At 64.2% G+C, this 4,256-nt stretch carries 3 protein-coding genes and 1 pseudogene; all 4 read right to left on the bottom strand.

Annotated elements, in window-relative coordinates:
- Positions 1-44: 44 nt before the first annotated feature.
- Positions 45-1,781, bottom strand: a complete 1,737-nt coding sequence (locus Q0A15_RS10925; protein WP_291279558.1) for an ABC transporter ATP-binding protein — start codon at positions 1,779-1,781, stop codon at positions 45-47.
- Complete coding sequence (locus tag Q0A15_RS10920; protein ID WP_291279557.1) at positions 1,778-2,728, bottom strand: ABC transporter permease; 951 nt, start codon at positions 2,726-2,728, stop codon at positions 1,778-1,780. Before Q0A15_RS10920 ends, Q0A15_RS10925 begins: the two co-directional genes overlap by 4 nt.
- Complete coding sequence (locus Q0A15_RS10915; RefSeq protein ID WP_291279556.1) at positions 2,718-3,647, bottom strand: ABC transporter permease; 930 nt, start codon at positions 3,645-3,647, stop codon at positions 2,718-2,720. The genes Q0A15_RS10920 and Q0A15_RS10915 overlap by 11 nt, the downstream gene beginning before the upstream one ends.
- A gap of 167 nt (positions 3,648-3,814) precedes the next feature.
- Positions 3,815-4,256 (bottom strand): annotated as a pseudogene (locus tag Q0A15_RS10910) (ABC transporter substrate-binding protein); the annotation flags it as partial.

Here is a 4,256-nt window from a genome sequence, read left to right as displayed (position 1 = left end):
GGGTCCCTGCGTCGGATACGGGTACCTGGGGGTGGGAGCGGGACTCAGGCGCCGAAGGCGAAGTCCGCTCCGGGGATGGCCTCGAGAAGGTTGCGCGTGTACTCCTCGCGCGGGTTCTCGAAGACCTCATCGGTGGTGGAGGCCTCCACGACCTTGCCCTTGCGCATCACGGTGACGTGGTCCGCCACCATGCGCACCACTGCGAGGTCGTGCGTGATGAACATGTAGGTGAGGCCCAGTTCCGACTGCAGCTGCGCCAGTAGGTCGAGGACCTGGCCCTGAACCAGCACGTCCAGAGCGGAGACGGCCTCGTCCAGCACCAGCACCTCCGGCTTCAAGGCCAGGGCACGGGCGATGGCGATGCGCTGGCGCTGCCCGCCGGAGAGTTCTCCGGGATACCGGTTGGCGGTCGCAGCCGGCAGCGACACCTGCTCAAGCAGTTCCTTCACGGTCTTCTGGCGGGAGGCCTTGTCTCCCACCTTGTGCGTCACCAGTGGCTCAGCGATGGAGGTACCGATGGAGCGCATGGGGTCCAGGGTGCCGTACGGATCCTGGAACACCGGCTGCACTCGACGGCGGAACTCCAGCAGCCGTCGCTGCGGCCAGCTGCCCACGTCATGCCCGTCGAAGGTCATGGAACCGGAGGTGATGTCCTCCAGCTTCAGGAACATCTTGGCGATGGGGGACTTACCGGATCCCGACTCCCCCACGATGGCCATGGTTGACCCGCGCGGGATCTCGAAGCTGACGCCGTCCACGGCCTTGAAGGGGGTCTTGGTGAGGCCCTTCTCGCGGATCTGGTAGATCTTCGTGACGTCGGAGACCTTGATCAAGGCCTCCGCCTTCGGCGTCGCCTCGTCGGCGGCCTCCAGCGCGCGTTCCTCCACCTTGGTGAGGGCAATGTCCGACGCGACGTCGGTGGCCTCGGTGCCGGTCTCCACCTGATGCTGGATCCGCTTGGACGCCAGCGACGGTGCAGCCGCGACCAGTCGCTTGGTGTAGGGGTGCTGGGGATCGGCCAAGATCTCCTTGGACTCCCCGTACTCCACGATCTGGCCCTTGTACATCACCACAAGCTTCTCGGCACGCTCGGCGGCGAGGCCCAGGTCGTGGGTGATGAACATGACCGAGGTTCCGTACTCCTCGGTGAGCGTGGCCAGGTGGTCCAGGATGACCCGCTGGACGGTGACGTCCAGGGCCGAGGTGGGCTCGTCCGCCACCAGCAGCTTGGGCCGGGCCGACATGCCGATGCCGATCAGCACACGCTGGCGCATGCCGCCGGAGAACTGGTTGGGGTACTGCTTCAGCCGTGATTCGGCGTCCGCGAGCCCGGCCTCCTGCAGTACCTCGATGGCACGGGCCTTGGCGGCCTTGCCTCGCAGTTCGGAGTTGGCCTCGATGGTCTCCTTCACCTGGAAGCCGATGTTCCACACCGGGTTCAGGTTGGACATGGGGTCCTGCGGCACGTATCCGATCTCGCGCCCGCGGATCTTCTCCATCTGCTTGCGGCTGAGCTTCGTGAGGTCCCGCCCGTTGAACAGGGCCTGCCCGCCGGAAACCCGGCCATTCTCCGCCAGCAGATCCAGGATCGCGGTGGCCGTGGTGGACTTGCCGGATCCGGACTCCCCCACGATGGCGATGGACTCGCCCTGGTAGAGGTCGAAGTTCACACCCTTCACGGCATGGACGTCGCCATTCATCGTGGAGAAGGTGACTTGGAGGTCCTTGACCTGCAGCAGCGGCGTCTCGTTGGACGCGGGGGTGGTGGTCATGGAACTCATCGGCGGGTCCTCGCCTTCGGATCGAGTGCGTCACGGACGATGTCGCCCAGCATCAGGAAGGACAGCACGGTGATGGCCAACGCCCCGCCCGGGTAGAACAGCAGGGTCGGCGTGGTGCGGATCTCGCGCTGCGAGGTGGAAATGTCGCGGCCCCAGGAGACCACGGAGTCCCCCAGACCGAGGCCCAGGAAGGACAGGGTGGCTTCCGCCACGATGAACGTTCCCAGCGACACGGTGGCGATGACGATGACGGGAGCCAGCGAGTTCGGGATCACGTGGCGCATCAGCACCTTTCCCTTTGACACGCCCAGCGCCACTGCGGACATGACGTAGTCGGCCTGCTTAGAGGTCAACACGGCACCGCGCATGATACGAGCCACCTGTGGCCAACCGAAGACGGCCAACGTGATGGCCAGGGTCAGTACGTTCCGGCCCCATGGCATCACCTGCATGACCACGAGAGCCCCGAGCACGGATGGGATGGCGAAGAAGATGTCTCCGAGGCGGGAGACCACCGCATCCAGCCAACCACCGTAGTATCCGGCAATGGCGCCGATGGCACCACCGAACACCGTGGCGAGCACAGTTGCCAGCAGCCCCACAGACACGGATGTGCGGGTTCCGTAGAGCACTCGGGTATAGACGTCACAGCCCTGCGTATCGAAGCCGAAGGGGTGACCTGGTCGGGCCTCCGCCGTGCTGTCGAGGATGTCGCAGGCGGCGCCCATCGGAGAAACACTGGTGAACCACTGCGGGAAGATGGCCACGATCGCAATGATCGCGATCAGGCCGAGGCATACCCACGTGAGCCAACGCTTGCGCATGTCCTTCCAGGCGTCGCCCCAGACACTGGAGGCCTTCTGCGTCTCGTCCACGGCATCCACCGCGGCAATCGGGGTCTCTTCCACGGGAGCGACGTAGCGCTCGATGTGACGATTACTTGGCATAACGGATCCTCGGGTCGAGCACTGCGTAGAGCAGGTCCACGAGCAGGTTGGCGAACATGAAGATGATGACCATGACGGCGATGAAGGCCACCACGGTGGGTCCCTCACCCTTCGCAACGGCGTCGAACACCGTGCCACCAACACCATTGATGTTGAAGACGCCCTCGGTCACCACTGCGCCGACCATGAGTGAGCCCAAGTCTGTCCCGAGGTACGTCACCACGGGGATCAGGGAGTTGCGCAGGATGTGCACGCGCACCACCCGGCCACGTTTCAGGCCCTTCGCGGTTGCCGTGCGCACGAAATCCGCGCCCATGTTCTCGGCCACGGAGGCACGAGTCAGTCGAATGATGTTGGCAAACGAAACCGACGCCAGCACGACGGCTGGAACCACCAGCTGGCCCCACGGCGCCTCCGGTGCCACCGTGGTCGGCGCGATGCCCCATTTCACGCCCAATAGGTACTGCAGGAGGAAGCCGATCACGAAGGTGGGCACCGAGATCAGCAGCAACGAGACCACCAGGGACACGTTGTCGAAGATCTTGCCCTTACGCAGTCCGGAGTAGAGGCCAACCAGGATACCGAAGACGGCCTCGAACAGGAGGGCCAGTACGGCCAGGCGAGCCGTGATGGGGAAGGCTTGCGCCATCTCGTCGATGACGGGTCGGCCGGAGAAGGTGGTGCCGAAGTCCCCCTGGAAGAGGCCCCCTATCCACAAGATGTACTGCACCAAGACGGGCTTGTCCAGGTTGTAGTCGGAGCGGATCTGGTCGATCACGCCTTGTGCCGGCGGGTGGTCTCCGAAGAGAGCGGCGATGGGATCTCCGGGGATGGCGAAGACCATCAGGTAGATCAGCAGGGTGGCCCCGAAGAAAACGGGGATCAGCTGCAGCAGGCGGCGCCCGATGTACCAAAGCATCAGCGCCTCCTTGGCTCGGGGTTGGTCATGGTGTCTCCAACGCTTGGGCTGAAAGTCAGTTTGAAATCTTGGTCTACACGCCCGTGGACGCCCGTGGCCTCTGGTCGAGAGGCCCGGGCGTCCACGCGCGGGTGGGAGGGCTCGTCAGAGCTGCTCCCGAGAGTGGATCACTTGGTGATCTGGAAGTACAGCGGAACGGAGTTCCAGCCGATCTGAACGTTCACCAGGTCATCGCCCCAGACGGACTGGGTGTTCTGGTACCAGAGGGGAACTGCAGGCAGGTCCTTCAACAGGACCTGCTGGGCCTCAGAGTACTTGGCCTGAGCGTCCTCTTCACTGTGAGCGGCCGCAGCATCCTTCAGCAAGCCGTCGAGCTTCTCGGAGGAGTAACGACCGTAGTTGGATCCGGCACCCGTCTGGTACAGCGGGGTCAGGAAGTTGCCGATACCCGGGTAATCGGCCTGCCAACCGGAACGGAAGGCACCCTTCATCTTGTCGTTGGTCTCGTCGTCCAGCAGCTGTTTGAAGGCCGGGTAGGCCTTGCCCTCTGCCTTGATACCGAGGTTCTTGGAGAGCTGGTTGCTGACCGCAGTCACCCAGGTCTCGTGG

Origin of the sequence: Galactobacter sp. (assembly GCF_022712295.1) — a bacterium.
Lineage (GTDB): Bacteria > Actinomycetota > Actinomycetes > Actinomycetales > Micrococcaceae > Galactobacter.
The sequence above is the reverse complement of the archived record's forward strand: the minus strand, read 5'-3'. Positions and strand labels throughout refer to the sequence as shown.